General features: G+C 63.2%; 14 protein-coding genes. 6 read left to right on the forward strand and 8 right to left on the reverse strand.

What is annotated here, in order from left to right; all coding sequences use genetic code 11:
• Positions 1-147: 147 nt before the first annotated feature.
• Both uraD and puuE read right to left on the reverse strand, forming a co-directional pair.
• A complete protein-coding gene (uraD, locus tag TQ98_RS08360) occupies positions 148-663 on the reverse strand; it encodes a 2-oxo-4-hydroxy-4-carboxy-5-ureidoimidazoline decarboxylase (protein WP_044874888.1) in 516 nt (171 codons plus the stop codon).
• Positions 660-1589 (reverse strand): allantoinase PuuE, encoded by a 930-nt coding sequence (gene puuE, locus TQ98_RS08365; RefSeq protein WP_044874889.1) that lies wholly within the window; start codon positions 1587-1589, stop codon positions 660-662. Before puuE ends, uraD begins: the two co-directional genes overlap by 4 nt.
• A 422-nt stretch (positions 1590-2011) precedes the next feature.
• Here puuE and uraH point away from each other — a divergent pair, with 422 nt between their 5' ends.
• Positions 2012-2365, forward strand: a complete 354-nt coding sequence (uraH, locus tag TQ98_RS08370) for a hydroxyisourate hydrolase (RefSeq protein WP_044875456.1) — start codon at positions 2012-2014, stop codon at positions 2363-2365.
• A 572-nt stretch (positions 2366-2937) separates the two neighbouring features.
• Here the strand turns inward: uraH and TQ98_RS08375 are convergent.
• Positions 2938-4287 carry an NCS2 family permease gene (locus TQ98_RS08375; RefSeq protein ID WP_044874890.1) on the reverse strand — a complete coding sequence of 450 codons (1350 nt, stop codon included), beginning with the start codon at positions 4285-4287 and terminating at the stop codon, positions 2938-2940.
• Between the two features lie 615 nt (positions 4288-4902).
• Here TQ98_RS08375 and TQ98_RS08380 point away from each other — a divergent pair.
• Entirely contained in the window at positions 4903-5673 is a 771-nt protein-coding gene (locus TQ98_RS08380) for a GntR family transcriptional regulator (protein WP_044874891.1), read from the forward strand.
• A gap of 269 nt (positions 5674-5942) precedes the next feature.
• On the opposite strand, the gene guaD is transcribed toward TQ98_RS08380, so the two are convergent.
• The 4 genes from guaD to xdhA all read right to left on the reverse strand — a co-directional run bounded on the left by guaD (position 5943) and on the right by xdhA (position 12244).
• Positions 5943-7250 carry a guanine deaminase gene (guaD, locus tag TQ98_RS08385; RefSeq protein ID WP_044874892.1) on the reverse strand — a complete coding sequence of 436 codons (1308 nt, stop codon included), beginning with the start codon at positions 7248-7250 and terminating at the stop codon, positions 5943-5945.
• A 128-nt stretch (positions 7251-7378) separates the two neighbouring features.
• Positions 7379-8212 carry a xanthine dehydrogenase accessory protein XdhC gene (gene xdhC, locus TQ98_RS08390; RefSeq protein WP_044874893.1) on the reverse strand — a complete coding sequence of 278 codons (834 nt, stop codon included), beginning with the start codon at positions 8210-8212 and terminating at the stop codon, positions 7379-7381.
• 203 nt (positions 8213-8415) lie between these two features.
• Positions 8416-10812: a xanthine dehydrogenase molybdopterin binding subunit gene (gene xdhB / locus TQ98_RS08395; protein WP_044874894.1), complete on the reverse strand. Its 2397-nt coding sequence runs from the start codon at positions 10810-10812 to the stop codon at positions 8416-8418.
• The gene (gene xdhA, locus TQ98_RS08400) at positions 10805-12244 is read right to left on the reverse strand and encodes a xanthine dehydrogenase small subunit (RefSeq protein WP_103102915.1); all 1440 of its coding nucleotides are present in this window, start codon (positions 12242-12244) and stop codon (positions 10805-10807) included. The genes xdhB and xdhA overlap by 8 nt, the downstream gene beginning before the upstream one ends.
• 379 nt (positions 12245-12623) lie before the next feature.
• On the opposite strand from xdhA, the gene TQ98_RS08405 reads away from it, so the two are divergent.
• The 4 genes from TQ98_RS08405 (at position 12624) to ligA (ending at position 20285) form a co-directional block, all read left to right on the forward strand.
• A complete protein-coding gene (locus TQ98_RS08405) occupies positions 12624-13283 on the forward strand; it encodes a GntR family transcriptional regulator (RefSeq protein ID WP_044874897.1) in 660 nt (219 codons plus the stop codon).
• Positions 13284-13296: 13 nt separating this feature from the next.
• A complete protein-coding gene (gene smc, locus TQ98_RS08410; RefSeq protein WP_044874898.1) occupies positions 13297-16785 on the forward strand; it encodes a chromosome segregation protein SMC in 3489 nt (1162 codons plus the stop codon).
• Between the two features lie 233 nt (positions 16786-17018).
• Positions 17019-17840, forward strand: a complete 822-nt coding sequence (gene zipA / locus TQ98_RS08415; protein ID WP_044874899.1) for a cell division protein ZipA — start codon at positions 17019-17021, stop codon at positions 17838-17840.
• A gap of 69 nt (positions 17841-17909) precedes the next feature.
• On the forward strand, positions 17910-20285 hold the full coding sequence (gene ligA, locus TQ98_RS08420; protein ID WP_044874900.1) for an NAD-dependent DNA ligase LigA: 2376 nt from the start codon (positions 17910-17912) through the stop codon (positions 20283-20285).
• Here the strand turns inward: ligA and TQ98_RS08425 are convergent.
• A complete protein-coding gene (locus TQ98_RS08425) occupies positions 20282-21154 on the reverse strand; it encodes a DNA-binding response regulator (protein WP_044874901.1) in 873 nt (290 codons plus the stop codon). The genes ligA and TQ98_RS08425 overlap by 4 nt on opposite strands.
• Positions 21155-21182: the final 28 nt, after the last annotated feature.

Here is a 21182-nt window from a genome sequence, read left to right on the forward strand (position 1 = left end):
TCGTTGCTGGTTCCCGTCCCTCGGTGGGGGCGGGGCCGGGAGTGGAGGTGGTCAATCCATCCTCCCCCCAGGCTCTCCGATTCGGCGGAGAGCCGATGGGCGGGCCGAAGCCCACCCGGTCGTCAAAAGCGGCGGTGCGGCTGCGGCTTACATCTGCTGCAGACGGAACAGCGCGATCTTGTTGATCTCGTTCAGGGCCCTGGTGAACTCGGCTTCGGGGGAGTTGTGGATCCGCTCCTCGAAGGCCGCCAGGATCTGGTGCCGATTGCTGCCTTTCACCGCCATGATGAAAGGAAACCCGAACTTGGCCTTGTAGGCGTCATTCAGTTCGGTGAAGCGCGCGAACTCTTCAGCCGTGCACTCATGGATGCCGGCACCGGCTTGTTCGCTGGTGCTGGCTTCGGTCAGCTCGCCACGGACAGCGGCCTTGCCGGCCAGGTCCGGGTGAGCGTTGATCAGCGCCAGCTGGGCGTCATGGCTGGCGCTGAGCAACAGGTCGGCCATGCGCTGGTGCAGGCCGTCGATTTCGTTGATGCGGTCATCCTGACCCAGGTCGAATGCCTTCTCGGCAACCCAGGGCGAGTGCTCGTAGATGTCGGCGAACGCGCTGACGAAGGCTTCGCGGGACAGGGTGGATGGGGTCAGGGTCTGAAAGCGGCTCATTTCGCTTGCTCTTTGAAAGGGTGGGTGGCGTGCCAGTGGCGGGCGATGTCGACGCGGCGGGCGAACCAGACCTTTTCATGGCCTTTCACGTAGTCGATGAAACGCGCCAGGGAGGCGAGGCGTGCCGGACGGCCCAGCAGGCGGCAGTGCATGCCGATGGACAGCATCTTCGGCGCGCCAGCGGCACCTTCGGCGTAGAGCACGTCGAAGGCGTCCTTGAGGTATTCGAAGAAGTCATCACCCTTGTTGAAGCCCTGCACCTGGGTGAAACGCATGTCGTTGGTGTCCAGGGTGTAGGGGATGACCAGGTGCGGCTTCTCGGCGGTGCTGGCCGGGTCCCAGTAGGGCAGGTCGTCGTCGTAGGTATCGGAATCGTAGAGGAAGCCGCCTTCCTCCATCACCAGGCGACGGGTGTTCGGGCCGGTGCGGCCGGTGTACCAGCCCACCGGGCGCTCGCCGGTCAGTTCGGTGAGGATGCGGATGGCTTCGAGCATGTGCTCGCGCTCCTGGGCCTCGTCCATGTACTGGTAGTCGATCCAGCGGTAGCCGTGGCTGCAGATCTCATGGCCGGCCTCGACCATTGCACGGATTGCGTCCGGGTGGCGCTGGGCGGCCATGGCGACGGCGAAGATGGTCAGGGGGATGTCGTGCTGCTTGAACAGGTTCAGCAGGCGCCAGACACCGGCGCGGCTGCCGTACTCGTAGAGGGATTCCATGCTCATGTTGCGCACGCCCTGCAGCGGCTGGGCGGCCACCATCTCGGACAGGAAGGCTTCGGATTCCTTGTCGCCGTGGAGCACGTTGCGCTCGCCGCCTTCCTCGTAGTTGAGGACAAAGGACAGGGCGATGCGGGATTCACCCGGCCATTGCGGGTGGGGAGGATTGTTGCCGTAACCGATCAGGTCGCGTGGGTACTCAGCGCTCACTGCAGTCTTCCTTCTTGTCTATTGGGCGATCCGCGACAGCCTGAGAAGTGGTGCGCGACCGTGGATGGGGTGATTGTATACAAACTGTCTTGCGTTTTGTAAATCAAAACTTTGTCGAAGTCGTGAATCGGCAAGTGATTGCGCATCCTGTCCGACTGGTCAGGAGTTCTGGCCGCAGGGCACACTGGCTGGCCATTTCGTGCAAATCAAGATTGGGTGGGGACCGTAGGCGGCTCAGCAGAATTCGATGGCGAGATTGTGTACAATTTTTTGAGTTTATGTCTTACATTTCGTCGGTCGCATGTTATTCTGCGAACCGTACCGGGGCCTCAGCCCTCATCACACACCGATTTGAACAAGCAGAGGAGGTGTGGCGTTCCGATCGCGGCCAGCGCAATGGCCCGGAGGACGCCCAGCGAGCAATGGGACGTTTGACCACTCATGTACTGGATGCCGCCCACGGTTGCCCCGGCCGTGACATCAAGATCGAGCTCTACCGCGTGGAAGGCGCAGGCATGGAGCTGGTCGCTACCGCCACCACCAATGACGACGGGCGCTGCGATGCACCTCTGCTGCAGGGCGCCGATTACCAGAGTGGCGTCTACCAGATCCACTTCCATGCCGGTGACTACTACCGCGCCCGTGGCGTTGCGCTTCCCGAACCCGCATTCCTGGACGTGGTCGTGCTGCGCTTCGGCATTTCCGCCGAGCAGGATCACTACCACGTGCCGCTGCTGATCTCCCCCTATAGCTACTCCACCTATCGCGGTAGCTAGTTTCCGGATCTCGTTACCCTCGACTCATTGGAGTCTTTCCTGGCCCGTTCACACTGCGGGCCTTTTTTTCGCCTGCAGAAAAGTGGTGCGAAGACGCCGCTGGGCGTTCCCGGACCAAAAAGAAGCCCGGCACGAGGCCGGGCTTAAACGCATCACGGGGAGATGCGCAAGGGAGTGTGTCGATCCAGCGGGCAAAAGCTCTACGCAGCCGGATAGGGCTGTACCTGTGTCTGGGAACCTCTTCGGAATAGGGGAGAGTCTAGGCGGCATTTACGAGTTCGCTGGCCAGCGGTCGGAAATCGAAGGTGCGCGTCGTTACCGGATACGGGAAGGGACAGCTGTGCGAGGGAGGAAGGGCGTCAGCGCGAGAGCAGGGAAGCAGCGCGAGTGGTACCGGCAGACTTGTAGGATGGGTGGAGCGGAGCGATACCCATCAGCCTCGTCCGCATGGGTATCGCTCCGCTCGCGGAACGCCGCCCGACCCATCCTACGAAGTACACCAAAGCGACTCCGCGCCCAAATGAAAAGGCCCTGCCGCAATGCGGCAGGGCCCGGTCGTTGCCGTGGAGCAGTTACAGGAAGATGAACTTGGCGACGAAGATGGCGCAGAGGGCGTACAGGCTTACCGACACATCCTTGTACTTGCCGGTGAAGGCCTTCATGGCCACATAGGTCACGAAGCCCAGGGCGATGCCGTCGGCGACCGAGAAGGTCAGCGGCATCATGATGACGGTGACGATGGCCGGGATGGTTTCGGTGTGTTCTTTCCAGTCGATGTGGGCCATGCCGCCCATCATCAGCATGGCGACGTAGATCAGCGCACCGGCGGTGGCGTAGGCGGGGATCATGCCGGCCAGCGGGGCGAAGAACATGGCGGCGATGAACAGGATGCCCACGGTCACGGCGGTCAGGCCGGTACGGCCACCGGCGGCAACACCGGCGGCGCTTTCCACGTAGCTGGTCACCGGCGGTACGCCGAGCACGCCACCGAACACGCTGGAGGCGCTGTCAGCCTTCATGGCCTTGGACAGGTTCTCGATGCGGCCGTCTTCCTGCACCAGGTTGGCACGCTGGGCCACGCCCATCAGGGTGCCGGCGGTGTCGAACATGTGCACGAAGAGGAAGGCCAGGATCACGCTGACCATGGTCACGTTGAAGGCGCCGCTGATGTCCATGGCCATGAAGGTCGGGGCCAGGCTCGGGGGCATGGAGAACACGCCGCCGAATTTGACGATGCCGATGCCTACGCCGATCAGGGTCACGGTCAGGATGCTGATCAGGATGCCGCCGAAGATACGACGGTATTCCAGCACCGCGATCATCAGGAAGCAGATGGCGGCCAGCAGCGGACCGGGGGAGGTCAGGTCACCGATGTGCACCAGGGTGGCCGGATGGGCAACCACGATGCCGGCGGTCTTCAGGCCGATCAGTCCGAGGAACAGGCCGACACCCGCACCCATGGCGAAGCGCAAGCTGCTGGGGATGCTGTTGAGCAGCCATTCGCGGATGCGCGAGAAGGTCAGGATCATGAACAGCACGCCGGAGAGGAACACCGCGCCAAGCGCGATCTGCCAGCTGTAGCCCATGGTGTTGACCACGGTGTAGGTGAAGAAGGCGTTCAGGCCCATGCCCGGGGCGAGACCCACCGGCCAGTTGGCGTAGAGGCCCATGAGGAGGCAGCCGAAGGCTGCGGCGAGGCAGGTGGCAACGAAGGCTGCGCCATGATCGATCCCGGCATCGGCCATGATGTTCGGGTTGACGAAAATGATGTAGGCCATGGTGATGAAGGTCGTCAGACCTGCAGCCAGTTCGGTCTTCACGGTGGTGCCGTGAAGGCTGAGCTTGAAGAGACGTTCAAGCAGACCGTTAGCGGGCGGTGTTGCGGCGTACGTTCCTTGTTCTTGTTGTTTGATGCTTTCCACAGCGTGGTACTCCTCATCTCTTTTGTTTTGTTCACCCAGAGCCTGGAGTGGGCTCCGGACTGACTGAGGCGGATGGCGTGAGTGGTGGTCTTCCTCAAATACTTGACCGCAGGGTCAGGAAGTCACGGCGCGATTATGCCTTTGTATACAAAAAAAACAAATAATGTTTTCAATGTTCGATAAAACGCACCAATCGCAAAAACCTGACCGGAAAGACAAAAAATGTCGCGACAATTTGCAACCTAACGAATTTTGTAAATCGTTATAAAACAATGAGTTATGAAAATTTAAGAAAATCGGGGAGGCGCCGGTGGTGCGGGTTGAAAGCACTGATTGGCGCTGAGATAGGCGTGCTTATGACAAAAAAATGTAGGGAAGCCGCTGATTTTTCCCTCGATTACCCGGGGCAAAAGCGGGGAGGGGATCTGTCGGAAAAAGCTGTGCAACTGGTCAGGAATGGGATTGGAGCTGCATCGAAACTGTTCAAGGCGGGTTGATTGTGTACAATATCCCTCGATTTTTCCCTGATTTCCCTTGCTGACACACCTGCTCAGCCCGGCGGAGAGGGGCAAAAAGGGCCCTGGAACACCGCCGACCCTACTGACGTGAGCACCCATGAACGAACAGTTGCAGCCACTCAAGAAGCAGCCGCGCACCGCCAAAAGCAACCGCAGCGGCACGCAGGATGACGTTGTCTACGCGCATATTTTCGATGCCATTCTCGAGCAGCGCCTGGCCCCCGGCACCAAGTTGAGTGAAGAGGCCCTGGGCGAGATCTTCGGTGTCAGCCGCACCATCATTCGTCGCGCCCTGTCGCGCCTCGCCCATGAAGGCGTGGTGCTGCTGCGTCCGAATCGCGGCGCCGTGGTGGCCAGCCCCAGCGTCGAAGAAGCCCGGCAGATCTTCTATGCCCGCCGTCTGGTTGAGCGCGCCATCACCGAGTTGGCCGTGGAGCATGCCACTGCGGAGCAACTGCAAGAGCTGCGGCAGATGGTCAACGAGGAGCAGGCCTGCTTCTCCCGTGGCGACCGCGGCGCCGGTATCCGTCTTTCCGGCGAGTTCCACCTGAAGCTGGCCGAAGCGGCGATGAACGCCCCGCTGGTGAGCTTCCAGCGCAGTCTGGTGTCCCAGACCTCGCTCATCATTGCCCAGTACGAAAGCGGCAGCCGTTCCCACTGTTCCTTCGACGAGCACAATCGCCTGATCGACGCCATCGAGTCCCGCGACGCTGAGCGCGCGGTGATGCTGATGATGCATCACATGGACCACATCGACGACAAGCTGAACCTGGATGAAGGCGGCGCCTCAGATGACCTGCACGCGGTGTTCTCGCACCTGCTGCAGACCAAGAAGAAGCCCGGCCGCGGCACCAACCGCAGCGCCTGATCCGGCACCAGCAAAAAGCCCCGCTAATGCGGGGCTTTTTCGTTTGGATGATGCGGAGAGATCGATTGTGAGGGCGAATTCATTCTGGAACGACGGAGCGGGCCGGTAGGGTGCGCCGTGCGCATCGGTGGTCGAGCGTCGCGCGGTGCCGGTCCCGCGGTTGGTGCGTACAGCGCACCCTACGGTCAACCAGTGCGTAGGGGGGTAGGGGTGCAATCCGCAGAAACAGAAAAGCCCCGCCGAAGCGGGGCTTTTTTTGTTCAACCCAATCAGCCGCGCTGATGCACGCTGCGGCCGGCGGCGAAGGTTTCCTTCACGGTACGGTCGTCGCCGAGGATGGTCAGGGCGAACAGCTTTTCCGCCAGGGTCTTCGCCTGTTGCATGCGGTAGTCCATCAGCGGCGTGGCCTTGTAGTCGAGGACCACGAAGTCCGCGTCCTTGCCGGCCTGGAAGTTGCCGATCTTGTCGTCCAGGTAGAGCGCGCGGGCGCCGCCCAGGGTGGCGAGATACAGGGACTTGAACGGGTCGAGCTTCTTGCCCTGCAGCTGCATCACCTTGTACGCCTCGTTCAGCGACTGCAGCTGGGAGAAGCTGGTGCCGGCGCCCACGTCGGTGCCCAGGCCCACGCGCACGCCGTGCGCTTCCAGCTTCTGCAGGTCGAACAGGCCGCTGCCGAGGAACAGGTTGGAGGTGGGGCAGAAGGCCACGGCCGAGCCGGTTTCCGCCAGACGCTTGCACTCGTCGTCGCACAGGTGCACGCCGTGGGCGAACACCGAGCGCGCGCCGATCAGCTTGAAGTGGTCGTAGACGTCCAGGTAGCCCTTGCGCTCCGGGAACAGTTCCTTCACCCACTCGATTTCCTTGCGGTTCTCGGACAGGTGGGTGTGCATGTACAGGTTCGGGTATTCGGCGAACAGCTTGCCCGCCAGCTCCAGCTGCTCGGGCGTGCTGGTGGGGGCGAAGCGCGGGGTCACCGCATAGTGCAGGCGGCCCTTGCCGTGCCAGCGCTCGATCAGCTCCTTGCTGTCGGCATAGCCGGATTCAGCGGTGTCGGTCAGGTAGTCCGGGGCGTTGCGGTCCATCAGCACCTTGCCGGCGATCATGCGCAGGTCGAGGGCCTGGGCTGCTTCGAAGAAGGCGTCCACCGATTCCTTGTGCACGGTGCCGAATACCAGCGCGGTGGTGGTGCCGTTGCGCAGCAGTTCCTTGATGAAAATGGAGGCGACGTCGGCGGCATGGGCCTTGTCGGCGAACTGCTTCTCGGTGGGGAAGGTGTAGGTGTTCAGCCAGTCCAGCAGCTGTTCGCCGTAGGACGCGATCATGCCGGTCTGCGGGAAATGGATATGGGTGTCGATGAAGCCGGGGGTGATCAGGGCGTCGCGGTACTCGCGCACCTGGACGCCGGCCGGCAGGCCCGGCAGCAGCGCCTTGGCCTCGCCCACAGCCTTGATGCGGCCGTCTTCCACCACCATCAGACCGTCTTCGAAATACTGGTAGGACTGCTCGACGCCCACCTGGGCGGGATCGGCGATGCTGTGCAGGATGGCGGAGCGGTAGGCGGTTACGTGGCTGGTCATGTCAGTCTCGTTCTTTCGTGATTTCGACGCCCGAAGGCGGAATTCGTCGTAGGTTGGCGCTGAGCCTGCGAAGCCCAACGTCCGGAACGGTTGGGCTTCGCTCCGCTCAGCGCCAACCTACAGGGATGTCAGGCCTGTTCTCGGCGGGAAGAGGGGATCAGTTTGGCGACCGTCTCACCCTTCTTCACTTCCTGGCCGAAGTTGGCGTTGTAGGTGGCGACCACTTCACCGGCGATGGAAATGGCGATTTCTACCGGCAGTTTGCCTTTGACTTCCTGGATGCCCATGGGGCAGCGCATGCGTTGCACGGTTTCGCTGGCGAAGCCGCGTTCACGCAGGCGGTGCTCGAACTTGACACGCTTGGTCTTCGAGCCGATCAGGCCGAAATAGGCGAAGTCGTTGCGTTTGAGGATTTCGGCGGTCAGTTCCAGGTCCAGCTGATGGTTGTGGGTCATGACGATGAAGTAGCTGCCCTTGGGCATCTCGGCGATTTCGTCGATCACCTCTTCGTTGACCACCTTCTCCACGCCGGCAGGAATCTGCTCGGGGAACTCATTTTCCCGCGAGTCGATCCAGCGCACCTTGCAGGGCAGGCTGGCGAGCAGCGGGACCAGGGCGCGGCCGACATGGCCAGCGCCGAAAACGGCGATGTGTGCCTGGGGCTGGCCCATGGGTTCGAACAGCAGCACCGTGGCACCGCCGCAGCACTGGCCGAGGCTGGCGCCCAGGCTGAAGCGCTCCAGGCGGGTGTCCAGGGTGCGTTCCTCGAGCATCTGGCGGGCGATTTCCATCGCCTTGAACTCGAGATGACCACCACCGATGGTTTCGAAGATGCGCTCTGCGGTGACCACCATTTTCGAGCCGGCATTGCGTGGCGTGGAGCCACGCTCTTCGATGATGGTCACCAGCACGCAAGGTTCTCCGCGTTGCTGCAGGTCGGCGAGGGCGCTGATCCAGCTCATTTGCTCAGTCTCCAGCTACGCAGGGGCCTTGTGGTACGCGACAGGCGCCAGTCGTCTCTGGGACGAGCCAGTGCCGGCAACGTTTCCAGCAGCACGGCATCGCTGCCTTGCTGCGTGTTCTTCGAACGATCGGTGGATGTTGTCATTGTTCTGCACCGTGGGTTTCGTGTGGCGGCCAGTCCCGGTGGACGGGCCGCCACGGGTCATGCCGGTTCGGTTTCCGTCGGGGTCGAGGCCTTGGCCGGCTGTTGGAGTTTCTTCATCTGCTCGACGCCCCAGAGCACGCGCTCCGGGGTGGCGGGCGCGTCGATCTGCGGCTGCGCCTTGTAGTCGCCCAGGCTCGCCACGGCGTCCTTGATGGCGCACCAGGCCGCGATACCGAGCATGAAGGGCGGCTCGCCCACGGCCTTGGAGTGGAACACCGTCTGCTCGGGGTTCTTGCGGTTCTCCACCAGGTGCACCCGCAGGTCGATGGGCATGTCGGCGATGGCCGGGATCTTGTAGCTCGCCGGACCATTGGTCATCAGCTTGCCCTTGGCGTTCCACACCAGTTCCTCGGTGGTCAGCCAGCCCATGCCCTGGACGAATGCACCTTCCACCTGGCCGATGTCGATGGCCGGGTTCAGGGAGGCGCCGACGTCGTGGAGGATGTCGGTGCGCAGCATCCGGTATTCACCGGTCAGGGTGTCGACGATCACTTCGCAGCAGGCCACGCCATAGGCGAAGTAGTAGAAGGGGCGGCCGGAGGCCTTGTCGCGGTCGTAGAAGATCTTCGGCGTGCGGTAGAAACCGGTGCTGGAGAGCGAGATCTGGTTGAAGTAGGCCAGCTGGATCACTTCCTCGAAGGAGAGGTAGTGGTCGCGCACACGCACCTGGTCGTTCTTGAACTGCACGTCCTCGGTGGTCACCTTGAAGTGATTGGCGAGGAACTCCACCAGGCGGCCCTTGATGGTCTCGGCAGCGTTCTGCGCGGCCTTGCCGTTCAGGTCGGTACCGCTTGATGCGGCGGTCGGCGAGGTGTTGGGCACCTTGTCGGTGTTGGTCGCGGTGATCTGGATGCGCGAGATATCGACCTGGAAGACTTCGGCCACCACCTGGGCGACCTTGGTGTTCAGGCCCTGGCCCATCTCGGTGCCGCCGTGGTTCAGGTGGATGCTGCCGTCGGTGTAGACGTGCACCAGCGCGCCGGCCTGGTTGAGGAAGGTGGCGGTGAAGCTGATGCCGAATTTCACCGGGGTCATCGCCAGGCCTTTCTTCAGCACCGGGCTCGCGGCGTTGAAGGCACGGATTTCCTCGCGGCGCTTGGCGTACTCGCTGCTGGCTTCGAGGTCGGCGGTCATCTCGGCGAGCATGTTGTGCTCGACGGTCTGGTAGTAGTGCGTGACGTTGCGCTCGTCCTTGCCGTAGTAGTTCAGCTTGCGGACGTCCAGTGGGTCCTTGCCCAGGTGGCGGGCAATGGCGTCCATGATTTCTTCGATCGCGACCATGCCCTGCGGGCCGCCGAAGCCGCGGTAGGCGGTGTTCGACGCGGTGTTGGTCTTGCAACGGTGACCGTTGATGGTGGCGTTTTCGAGGAAGTAGGCGTTGTCCGAGTGGAACATCGCGCGGTCGACGATGGAACCGGACAGGTCGGGCGAATAGCCGCAGTTGCCCGCCAGTTCCAGTTCGATGCCGGTGAGCAGGCCGTCATCGTTGAAGCCCACGTCGTACTCGACGTAGAAGGGGTGGCGCTTGCCGGTGATGCTCATGTCTTCCATGCGCGGCAGACGCATCTTGGTCGGGCGCTTGGTGTGGTGAGCGATCACGGCGCACAGGCAGGCCGGGCCGGCTGCCTGGGTTTCCTTGCCGCCGAAGCCACCGCCCATGCGGCGCATGTCGATGACGATCTTGTGCATCGGGACGCCCAGCACCTCGGCCACCAGTTTCTGCACCTCGGTGGCGTTCTGGGTGGAGGTGTAGACGATCATGCCGCCATCTTCGGTGGGCATGACGGAGGAGATCTGCGTCTCCAGGTAGAAGTGCTCCTGGCCGCCGATGTGCAGGGTGCCCTGCACGCGGTTCTTGGCGTTGGCCAGTGCGGTAGTGGAATCACCACGCTTGTGCTGGTGGCTGTCCAGCACGAAATGCTTCTTGCGCAGGGCGTCGACCACGTCGAGAACGGGCTCCAGGTCCTCGTATTCGACGATGGCCGCCATGGCCGCCTTGCGGGCGGTTTCCAGGCTGTCGGCACCCACGGCCAGTACCACCTGGCCGACGTACTCGACCTTGCCATCCGCCAGCAGCGGGTCGCCGGCGACGACCGGGCCGATGTCCAGTTGGCCGGGCACGTCCTTCGCGGTGATGGCGATGGCCACGCCCGGGAACTGGTAGCAGGGGGTGGTATCGATGCGCGTGATGCGGGCATGGGCGCGGTCGCTCATGCGGGCATAAACGTGAAGCTGGTTCGGGAACTCCAGGCGGTCATCGACGTACACGGCTTCGCCGGTGACGTGCTTGGGCGCGCTCTCGTGCTTGACGCTCTTGCCGACGCCGGTGGTGATGTCGGCGCGGAACAGTTCCGCCAGTTCTTCCTGGGTCTTGTGGTGGAAATGGTTAGACATAAGCGGTCACCCGGGTTTCGACTTCTGGGGATTGCAGCTCGAGGAAGAACTTGCGCAGCAGGTTCTGGGCGGTCAGCAGGCGGTATTCCTTGCTGGCGCGGAAGTCCGAGAGCGGCGTGAAGTCCTTGGCCAGGGCCTCGCAGGCGCGTTCGACGGTGCCCGGGTACCAGGCGGCGCCGATCAGGGCCTGTTCACAGGCGCTGGCGCGCTTGGGAATGCCGGCCATGCCGCCGAAGGCGACGCGGGCCTTGCGCACCACACCATTCTCGATCACCAGGCTGAAGGCGGCGCAAACGGCGGAGATGTCGTCGTCCAGGCGCTTGGACACCTTGTAGGCGCGGAACGTCTGGTTCTTGCGGGCGCGGGGCACGCGAATCTTTTCGATGAACTCGGATTCCTGGCGTGCGGTGACCTTGTAGTCCAGGAAGTACTCGTCCAGCGGCAGGATGCGGGTCTGGTTGCCTTTGCGCAGGACGATCTCGGCGCCCAGGGCAATCAGCAGCGGCGGGGCGTCGCCGATGGGGGAGGCGTTGCCGATGTTGCCGCCCAGGGTGCCCTGGTTGCGGATCTGCAGCGAGGCGAAGCGGTGCAGCAGTTCGCCGAAATCCGGGTACTCGCGGGACAGGGTTTCGTAGCAGTCGGACAGCGGGGTAGCGGCGCCGATCTCGATGAAATCGCCGTTTTCCTCGATGCGCTTCATGGCTTCGATATGGCCGACGTAGATCATCACCGGCAGTTCACGGTGGAACTGGGTGACTTCCAGAGCCAGGTCGGTGCCACCGGCCAGCAGGCGGGCCTGCGGGTTGGACACGTAGAAATCAGCCAGGTCGGCCACAGTCAGCGGCACCAGGCAGCGCTTGTCGCCGCTGTTGAGCTCGGCGGTCGCGCGCGGGGCGATGGCTTTGAGTTGGGCGACGGTCTGGGCTTCGGCTACGTCGAACTGGTCCGGCTGCTTCTGGCAGCAGGCCTGCTCGGCGGCGTCGATGATCGGACGATAGCCGGTGCAGCGGCACAGGTTGCCGGCCAGGGCTTCCATGGTCTGGGCCTTGTCGAAGCCGTCGCTGTTCTTCTGCAGGGCGAACAGGGACATGACGAAACCGGGGGTGCAGAAGCCGCACTGGGAACCGTGGCAATCCACCATGGCCTGCTGCACGGAATGCAGTTGGCCCTGGTGCTTCAGGTCTTCCACGGTAATCAGTTGCTTGCCGTGCAGCGAGGACACGAAGGTCAGGCAGGAGTTGAGAGTGCGGTAGCGGATGCGGTCGCCCTCCAGCTCGCCGACTACAACGGTGCACGCACCGCAGTCGCCGGAGGCGCAGCCTTCTTTGGTACCGGGTTTGCCGACATGCTCACGCAGGTAGTTGAGCACCGTGACATTGGGATCGAGGGCCTGCTCAGTGCGCAGCTCCCGATTGAGTAAAAACTGGATCAAGGACGACCTCCAGGCACTTTATTGTTTTTACGAGGGCTCGTATGGGGGCAAATTTAGAGCGACCTGACTTTCCGGTCAATAAATTTCTGACTCAAAAGTCAGGAAAGTGTCATCTCTTTCGGTTATTAGCCCGCTGCGCCCGCTCTGTCTCCGGGCGTGGGCGCCGTTGATGCCTCTTGTCATAAGTGTAGGAAAGCGCGGGCGGGGCGCCTGGCGCCTTGTGGTAGACTGCGTCGCCTGCCCTATCCTGCGGCAGAGCCGGAAATTTCCCCCATTGCTCTTGCCTGCACTGCCCGTACCCGTAGTACTGTCGGCGCCTGAGCTTTTGCGCGGAATTTCCCGGCGCAGCCCACAATGTCTTCCAGTTCGAAGGAAAACCATGACGTTCAAGGCATCGGACAGCCTCTCCGAGCAGATCGCCCAGCACCTGGCCGCGCGCATCATCCGCGGCGAGCTGAAAGAGCGGGAGCGCATTCAGGAACAGAAAGTCACCCAGGCCATGAATGTCAGCCGGGGGTCGGTGCGCGAAGCGCTGCTGATCCTGGAACGCCGTCATCTGATCACCATCCTGCCGCGTCGCGGCGCCCAGGTGTCCGAGCTGACCCAGCAGCACGTGCGCAGCCTCTATACCCTGGTGATGGAGCTCTACATCCTGCTGGGCTACGCCGTAACCGAGCAGTGGCGCAGCGAGGAAGACCTCCTGCCGTTCCGCGCGATCCAGGAGCGCCTGGCCGAAGCGCGCGAGCGGGAAGACATCCTGGCGTTCGTCGACGCCAGCTTCGCCATCATGCAGGCCGCCTATCCCTTCGCCGACAACCCGTTCCTGCAGCAGACCCTGGACAACCTGCAGCCGGCCATCGCCCGTACCTACTACATCGCCCTGGAACGCCGCCGTGGTCAGATGGGGCAGTTCGGCGCGGTCTTCGACGACCTGTTGCAGGCGGTGATCGCCCGGGACCAGGTGAAGGTCCGCGAAGTGTTGCTGGGCTACTGCAAGCAGAACTGCGAGCTGGTGCTCGCGGCCCTGGCCGAGCGTTGAGCGGAGCGCACCGATGCGGCTGAAGTGCATCAAGCTGGCGGGGTTCAAGTCTTTCGTCGATCCCACCACTGTCAGTTTTCCCAGCAACATGGCGGCCGTGGTCGGTCCCAATGGTTGCGGCAAGTCGAACATCATCGACGCCGTTCGCTGGGTGATGGGCGAGAGTTCGGCGAAGAACCTTCGTGGCGAGTCGATGACCGACGTCATCTTCAACGGCTCCAACACCCGCAAGCCGGTGGCCCAGGCCAGCATCGAGCTGATCTTCGACAACTCCGACAACACCCTGGTGGGCGAGTACGCCGCGTTCGCCGAGATTTCCATTCGCCGCCGCGTCAGCCGCGACGGCCAGAACACCTATTTCCTCAACGGCACCAAGTGCCGGCGCCGCGACATCACCGACATCTTCCTCGGTACCGGCCTGGGCCCGCGCAGCTACTCCATCATCGAGCAGGGGATGATCTCCAAGCTCATCGAGGCAAAGCCCGAGGATCTGCGTAACTTCATCGAGGAAGCGGCGGGCATCTCCAAGTACAAGGAGCGCCGTCGCGAGACCGAAAGCCGCATCCGTCGTACCCAGGAGAACCTGGCGCGCCTGACGGACCTGCGAGAAGAGCTGGAGCGCCAACTGGAACGCCTGCACCGCCAGGCCCAATCCGCCGAGAAATACCAGGAGTACAAGGCCGAGGAGCGTCAGCTCAAGGCTCAGCTCGCCGCCCTGAAATGGCGGGCGCTGAACGACCAGGTCGGCCAGCGCGAGGCGGTGATCGGCAACCAGGAAGTCAGCTTCGAGGCCCTGGTGGCCGAGCAGCGTAATGCTGACGCCAGCATTGAACGCCTGCGGGACGGGCACCACGAACTGTCCGAACGCTTCAATCAGGTACAGGGCCGCTTCTACTCCGTGGGCGGCGACATCGCCCGCGTGGAACAGAGCATTCAGCACGGCCAACAGCGCCTGCGCCAATTGCAGGACGACCTGCGCGACGCCGAGCGCGCCCGCCAGGAAACCGAATCCCACCTGGGCCATGACCGCACCTTGCTCGCCACCCTGGGCGAAGAGCTGGACATGCTCGGCCCGGAACAGGAAATGAGCGCCGCTGCCGCCGAGGAAGCCGCTGCCCAGCTGGAAGAAGCCGAAACCGGCATGCACGCCTGGCAGGAGCACTGGGATGCCTTCAACCAGCGCAGCGCCGAGCCGCGGCGCCAGGCCGAGGTGCAGCAGGCGCGTATCCAGCAGCTGGAGCAGAGCCTGGAGCGTTTGCTGGAACGCGAGCGCCGTCTGAAGGATGAAAGCACCCAGCTGTCCGCTGACCCGGAAGATGCCGCGATCCAGGAAATGCTTGAGGAGCTGGCGCTTGGCGAAATGCGCCTGGAGGAGCTCCAAGGCGCCGAACAGGCGCTGGCCGAGCGACTGGATGCTGTGCGGGAAGAGTTGCAGCAGGCTACCCAGGCCCAGCAGCAGGCCCAAGGCGAGCTTCAGCGCCTGAACGGCCGTATCGCTTCCCTGGAAGCGTTGCAGCAGGCCGCACTGAATCCTGGTAAGGGCGCCGCCGAATGGCTCCGCGAACAGCGACTGGCCGATCGCCCGCGCCTCGCCGAAGGGCTTCGGGTCGAGCAGGGCTGGGAGCTGGCGGTGGAAACCGTGCTGGGCGCCGATCTGCAGGCGGTGCTGCTGGACGATTTCAGCGGGCTCGACCTGTCCGGCTTCAGCCAGGGTGAATTACGCCTGGCCAGCGCCGGCAGAAGTGGGGCGCGGGCGCCTGGCAGCCTGCTGGACAAGGTAGAGGCTCCGGTGGACCTGGCGCCTTGGCTGGCGAAGGTCCTGCCCGTGGAAACCCTGGACCAGGCGCTGGCCCGCCGCGCCAGCCTGGGAGATGGTGAAAGCCTCATCAGCCGCGATGGCTATTGGGTTGGGCGCAATTTCCTGCGCGTGCGCCGCGCCAGCGAGGCGGAAAGTGGCTTGCTGGCCCGTGGCCAGGAACTGGAGCGCCTGCACGCCGAGCGTGAAGAGCGCGAAGCCGCCCTGGAACAGCTGGAGGAACGCCTGCAGCAGTTGCGCGATCGTCAACGCCATGACGAAGAGGCTCGCGAGCAGCAGCGCCGTCAGTTGCAGGACGAATCACGCAGCCTCGGCGAGCTCAAGGCCCGGCTCTCCGCCCAGCAGGCCAAGGTGGAACAGCTGGCGCTGCGTCGCCGTCGCCTGGAAGAGGAACTTCGCGAGCTGGACGAGCAGCGAGCCCTCGAACACGAACAATTGGGCGTGTCCCGCCTGACCTTGCAGGACGCGCTGGATGCCATGGCCACTGACACTGAGCAGCGGGAGAAACTGCTGGCAGAGCGTGACGGCCAGCGCGAGCGCCTCGATCGAATTCGCCAGGAAGCCCGCCAGCACAAGGATCACGCCCACCAACTGGCCGTGCGCGTCGGCTCCCTGCGGGCCCAACACGATTCCACCCGCCAGGCCCTGGAGCGCCTGACCCTCCAGTTTGAGCGCCTCAACGAGCGACGCGAACAGCTCAACCTCAATCTGGAGGAGGGCGCCGCGCCCCTCGAAGAGCTGCGCATGAAGCTCGAGGACCTGCTGGAACGGCGCATGGGCGTGGAGGAAGAACTCAAGCAGGCGCGACTGGCCCTGGAAGATGCCGACCGGGAACTGCGCGACGCCGAGAAACGCCGTAGCCAGGCCGAGCAGCAATCGCAGCTGCTGCGCGGCCAATTGGAGCAGCAGCGCCTGGAATGGCAGGCCCTGACCGTGCGTCGCAAGGCATTGCAGGAGCAATTGCACGAAGACGGCTATGACCTTCACGGTGTGCTTGCCACCCTGACGACCGAAGCGACCGAAGCAGGCTGGGAAGAGGAGCTGGAACGCCTCGCCGCGCGCATCCAGCGCCTGGGCCCGATCAACCTTGCGGCCATTGACGAATACCAGCAGCAATCCGAGCGCAAGCGCTACCTGGACGCGCAGAACGACGACCTGGTGGAAGCCCTGGAGACGCTGGAAAACGTCATCCGCAAGATCGACAAGGAAACCCGCAACCGCTTCAAGGAAACCTTCGACCAGATCAATGCCGGCCTGCAGGCGTTGTTCCCCAAGGTCTTCGGTGGTGGCCACGCTTACCTGGAGCTCACCGGCGAAGACCTGCTGGACACCGGCGTGGCCATCATGGCGCGGCCACCGGGCAAGAAAAACAGCACCATCCACCTGCTGTCCGGTGGCGAGAAGGCCTTGACTGCGCTGGCCCTGGTGTTCGCCATCTTCCAGCTCAACCCGGCGCCTTTCTGCATGCTCGACGAGGTGGATGCGCCCCTCGACGACGCGAACGTCGGTCGCTATGCGCGGCTGGTGAAGGAAATGTCCGAAAAGGTGCAGTTCATCTACATCACCCACAACAAGATCGCCATGGAAATGGCCGACCAGCTGATGGGCGTGACCATGCACGAGCCGGGGTGCTCGCGCCTGGTGGCGGTGGATGTCGAGGAGGCGATGTCGATGGTCGAGGCCTGACGGGGAAGCCCGATGCGAACTCCGAGCCGGGTAAGGGCTCAAATTCGCATCGCCTTTGGTGTAAGCCTCTATCAGAGGTTTCTCTGCTGGGCTGGTCGTGCTAGCTTTATGCCCAATTTTGTCGCACGTGGAAAACGCCAGTCAGAACATGGAGTTGGGCGCCACGTTTCAGGGGACGGGATGTCCTTTCTTCACCTTTGTTTGCACTTTTTCACTAGGGGACACAGGACTACATGGATATCGGTCTGCGCGAGTGGCTGATTGTCATTGGCATCATCGTAATCGCCGGCATTCTGTTCGATGGCTGGCGCCGCATGAGTGGCGGCAAGGGGAAACTCAAGTTCAAGCTGGATCGCAGCTTCTCCAATCTCCCTGACGATGATGAAGATCCGAACCTGCTCGGCCCGGCACGGCTCAAGGAGCAGCGCTCACACCAGGAACCGTCCCTGGATGAGGCCGACCTGCCATCCCTGAGCTCCCGCGAGCCCAGCAAACGTCGTGGCGAGCCCCATCAGGGCGACCTGAACCTCGATGAACCCGTGCCGACCCTGCTGACTCCGGTGGACGAGGGCGGCAAGAAGAACGGCAAGGTCCATCCCCAAGCCCAGCCTCAGGAAGTACCGGTCGAGGAAGTCCTGGTGATCAACGTGGTCGCCCGCGACGAAGACGGCTTCAAGGGCCCGGCCCTGCTGCAGAACATCCTGGAAAGCGGCCTGCGCTTCGGCGCCATGGACATTTTCCATCGCCACGAGAGCATGGCCGGCAACGGCGAAGTGCTGTTCTCCATGGCCAACGGCGTCAAGCCAGGCACCTTCGACCTGGACGACATCGACCATTTCAGCACCCGCGCCGTGAGCTTCTTCCTCGGCCTGCCGGGCCCGCGCCATCCGAAGCAGGCCTTCGACGTGATGGTCGCCGCCGCCCGCAAGCTGTCCCAGGAACTGAACGGCGAGCTCAAGGACGACCAGCGCAGCGTGATGACTGCGCAGACCATCGAGCACTATCGCCAGCGCATCGTCGAATTCGAGCGCAAGCACATGACCCAGAAGCGCTGATCCAGCGTGCAGTCGACCGAAAGAGCAGCCCCGGCTGCTCTTTTTGTTTGAAGAGAAAGAGCCAGAACCATGACTGATGCCCAAACCGCCGCCGAACGCATCAACGCGCTGCGCGCCGAGCTGGATGCGCACAATTACCGCTACTACGTGCTGGACGAGCCCAGCGTGCCCGACGCCGAGTACGACCGCCTGTTCCGCGAGCTGCAGGCCCTGGAGGCCGAGCACCCTGAGCTGGTGACCCCCGAGTCGCCCACCCAGCGGGTCAGCGGTGCCGCCCTGGCGGCCTTCGGTGAAGTGCGCCACGAAGTGCCCATGCTCAGCCTCGGCAACGCGTTCGAGGAGCAGGACCTGCAGGACTTCGACCGCCGGGTGCGAGAAGGGCTGGGCGAACTGTTGCCGGCGGGTGACCTGTTCGGCGCTGGCCCTGAGGTGGAGTACACCTGCGAGCCCAAGCTGGACGGCCTGGCCGTCAGCCTGCTGTACGAAAACGGCGTGCTGGTACGTGGCGCCACCCGGGGCGATGGCACCACGGGCGAGGACATCAGCAGCAACGTGCGAACAATCCGCAATGTGCCCCTGAAACTACAGGGCGAGGGCTGGCCGGCGGTGCTGGAGGTGCGGGGCGAGGTCTACATGTCCAAGGCCGGATTCGAGGAACTGAATGCGCGCCAGGCGGAAAGCGGCGGCAAGACCTTCGCCAACCCGCGCAACGCCGCCGCCGGGAGCCTGCGTCAGCTGGACTCCAGGATCACTGCGAGCCGCCCGCTGGAGTTCTGCGCCTATGGTTTCGGCCGGGTGGAGGGCGAGTTGCTGGACAACCAGTACGCCATCCTCCAGGCCCTGAAGGCCTGGGGCCTGCCCATCAGTCGCGAGCTGAAGCTGGTCAACGGCGCTCAGGGCTGCCTGGACTACTACCGCGATATTGGCGAGCGCCGTGACAGCCTGGCCTACGAGATCGATGGGGTGGTCTACAAGCTCAACAACCTGGCCTGGCAGCGCGAACTGGGCTTCCGCGCCCGCGAGCCGCGCTGGGCCTTGGCCCACAAGTTCCCCGCGCGGGAAGAGCTCACCGAACTGCTGGACGTGGAATTCCAGGTAGGCCGGACCGGCGCCGTAACCCCGGTTGCACGGCTGAAACCCGTGCAAGTGGCGGGTGTCACCGTGTCCAACGCCACCCTGCACAACATGGATGAAGTGGCGCGCCTGGGCCTGATGATTGGTGACACCGTGGTGATTCGTCGCGCTGGCGACGTGATTCCCCAGGTCATGCAGGTGGTGACGGAGCGCCGTCCCGCCGACGCGCGCCCGGTGCATATCCCCGAACAGTGCCCGGTCTGCGGTTCTGCTGTGGAGCGCACCCAACTGATCAAGCGCGGCAAAGGCAAGGAAACCACCAGCGAAGGCTCTGTCTATCGTTGCGTCGGCCGCCTGGCCTGCGGCGCCCAACTGAAGCAGGCAATCATCCACTTCGCCTCGCGCCGCGCGCTGGATATCGAAGGCCTGGGCGACAAGATCGTCGAGCAACTGGTGGATACCGGCTTGGTGGCTTCGCCGGCTGATCTCTACACCCTGAAATACGAGCAGGTGGTGGAACTGGAAGGCTTCGCCGACCTGTCCACCCGCAATCTCCTGGGTGCCATCGCCGACAGCCGCAAACCAACCCTGGCACGCTTCATCTACGCCCTGGGCATCCCCGATGTGGGTGAGGAAACCGCCAAGCTGCTGGCCCGAGCCCTGGGCTCCCTGGAGCGCATCCAGCAGGCCCTGCCGGACGTGCTGACCTACTTGCCGGACGTAGGCCTTGAAGTGGCCCACGAAATCCACGCCTTCTTCACCGACGATCACAACCGGAAAGTCATCCGCGACCTGCTGGAGCGTGGGGTCGAGCTGCAGGAGGAGGGCGGCCTCAGCCCTGAATTCGCTGCCTGCGCAACCTTCGCTGGCCTGATCGACAAGCTCAATATTCCCGGTATCGCAGCCACTGGCGCGAAGAACCTTGCGGAGAAGGCCGGCAACCTGGAAGGCCTCATCGCCCTCAGCCGCGACTGGCTGGAACTGAGCGTCATGAAGGGCCTGAATGAAAAGGCGAAACAGGCGCTGCGCGAATACTTCGCGGTGGAGCACAACGTTGGTCGTGCCATGGAAATCGACCAGCAGCTGCGCGCCTTCGGCATGCACTGGGAGAGCGAGAAGAAGGCCGTGGAAGGCCTGCCCTTGGCGGGTCAGACCTGGGTGCTCACCGGCACTCTTGAGGTCATGAGCCGGGATGTGGCCAAGGAAAAGCTGGAGGCGCTGGGGGCCAAGGTGGCGGGTTCGGTGTCGGCACGCACCCACTGCGTGGTGGCCGGACCGGGTGCAGGTTCCAAGCTGGCCAAGGCCAATGAACTGGGTGTTCGGGTGCTGGACGAGGAGCAATTCCTCGCTGAATTGGCCAGGTTGGGCTAGGCCTCCAGGCTGAGCACCACCTGCTCAATCTCCGCGGCGGTGGTGTCCGGCTGGACAGCACTCGCCGCGCCCTCCTGGCACAGGTGCTGGCGGTACTCGCTGGGCGTGCAGCCGACCAGCTGCTTGAAGGCGCGGGCGAAGTAAGAGGGGTCCTTGAAACCCGCCTCGTAGCCGATGCTCGTCACCGGCATCTGGCTGTTCTCCAGTAGCTGCTTGGCGTACTCCATGCGCCTGCCGAGAACGTACTCCATGAAGCCGACGCCGTTGACCTCCTTGAACAGCCGGCTGAAGCGAAAGGGTGTCATACCACACCTCCGGGCCAGCTCCTTCTGGTCCACGCTGTCGCGAAAATTCTGGTCGATGTAGGGCATTACAACGCCCAGTGCCTTGTGCTTCTGGTGATTTGCGGTGAGGCGGATACTGTCGGGCAGTGGCAGATCGCAATCCAGGAGCGGCCTTCGACCCAGGCTAGTGACGGCGCGGCGTGCTTCGATGAGTTGTTTCAGAATGAGGAGATATCGGTTGAACTCCCCGGAATCGAGGGGAAGTACGAGGTACTCCCACATCTTGGCGCGCATCGCCCAGACCGCGAGCTCTTCCGAGTGTTGCACGGTGAACATGGTAATCGGGATTGAAGGGTAAGAGCGTTTTAGTCCCAGCAGGAAATTGAGACCGTTCGCATCAGGGTGGTCGAAATGAGCGCAGATCATGTCGGTTTGTTGGTACTGGTCCTTTCCCGAATCAGGCCAGGCTCCACACAACCTGTTGTTGCAACGGCCGTCGAATTGCTCGATGAGCCTCTGCGTCGACCTGTCGTGAGTCAGATCGAGCCAGAGTAGATTCGGTTTTCCGGCCGAGATGGACTGCATCTTCTGACCCCAGAATTTTATTGTGCTT

Source organism: Pseudomonas sp. LFM046 (genome assembly GCF_000949385.2).
Taxonomy (GTDB): domain Bacteria; phylum Pseudomonadota; class Gammaproteobacteria; order Pseudomonadales; family Pseudomonadaceae; genus Metapseudomonas.

Coding starts and splice junctions, on each gene's coding strand:
- uraD (WP_044874888.1), bottom strand. CDS start 663: ATGAGCCGCTTTCAGACCCTGACCCCATCCACCCTGTCCCGCGAAGCC.
- uraH (WP_044875456.1), top strand. CDS start 2,012: ATGGGACGTTTGACCACTCATGTACTGGATGCCGCCCACGGTTGCCCC.
- TQ98_RS08380 (WP_044874891.1), top strand. CDS start 4,903: ATGAACGAACAGTTGCAGCCACTCAAGAAGCAGCCGCGCACCGCCAAA.
- guaD (WP_044874892.1), bottom strand. CDS start 7,250: ATGACCAGCCACGTAACCGCCTACCGCTCCGCCATCCTGCACAGCATC.
- xdhC (WP_044874893.1), bottom strand. CDS start 8,212: ATGAGCTGGATCAGCGCCCTCGCCGACCTGCAGCAACGCGGAGAACCT.
- xdhB (WP_044874894.1), bottom strand. CDS start 10,812: ATGTCTAACCATTTCCACCACAAGACCCAGGAAGAACTGGCGGAACTG.
- TQ98_RS08405 (WP_044874897.1), top strand. CDS start 12,624: ATGACGTTCAAGGCATCGGACAGCCTCTCCGAGCAGATCGCCCAGCAC.
- smc (WP_044874898.1), top strand. CDS start 13,297: ATGCGGCTGAAGTGCATCAAGCTGGCGGGGTTCAAGTCTTTCGTCGAT.
- zipA (WP_044874899.1), top strand. CDS start 17,019: ATGGATATCGGTCTGCGCGAGTGGCTGATTGTCATTGGCATCATCGTA.
- ligA (WP_044874900.1), top strand. CDS start 17,910: ATGACTGATGCCCAAACCGCCGCCGAACGCATCAACGCGCTGCGCGCC.
- TQ98_RS08425 (WP_044874901.1), bottom strand. CDS start 21,154: ATGCAGTCCATCTCGGCCGGAAAACCGAATCTACTCTGGCTCGATCTG.